Genomic DNA, 216 nt, shown 5'->3' with positions numbered 1-216 from the left:
CAGTGCATCTTAGTTTCAACCAAACTTCGCCGATGATAGCTTGACCATTTTGTTCATAGTGTCCTGCCTAAACGTGCAACTGTTCGAAGTAATTCATTTCGCTCTAGCGAGCTACTCTTTGTATCTTTCCACGGTTTCGCATTTTTTCTAGGTGGAATCACCGCATACGCTTGCCGATCTGCAATGACCTGACGGCATTGCTTGGTGTCATAAGCT

At 44.9% G+C, this 216-nt stretch carries 1 pseudogene; it reads right to left on the bottom strand.

Going from position 1 to position 216, the window contains the following annotated elements:
• Window positions 1-56: 56 nt before the first annotated feature.
• Window positions 57-216, bottom strand: a pseudogene (locus NI469_RS15805) (IS5/IS1182 family transposase); the annotation flags it as partial.

The sequence above is a fragment of the Acinetobacter lwoffii genome (assembly GCF_024129735.1).
GTDB lineage: Bacteria > Pseudomonadota > Gammaproteobacteria > Pseudomonadales > Moraxellaceae > Acinetobacter > Acinetobacter lwoffii_H.
The sequence above is the reverse complement of the archived record's forward strand: the minus strand, read 5'-3'. Positions and strand labels throughout refer to the sequence as shown.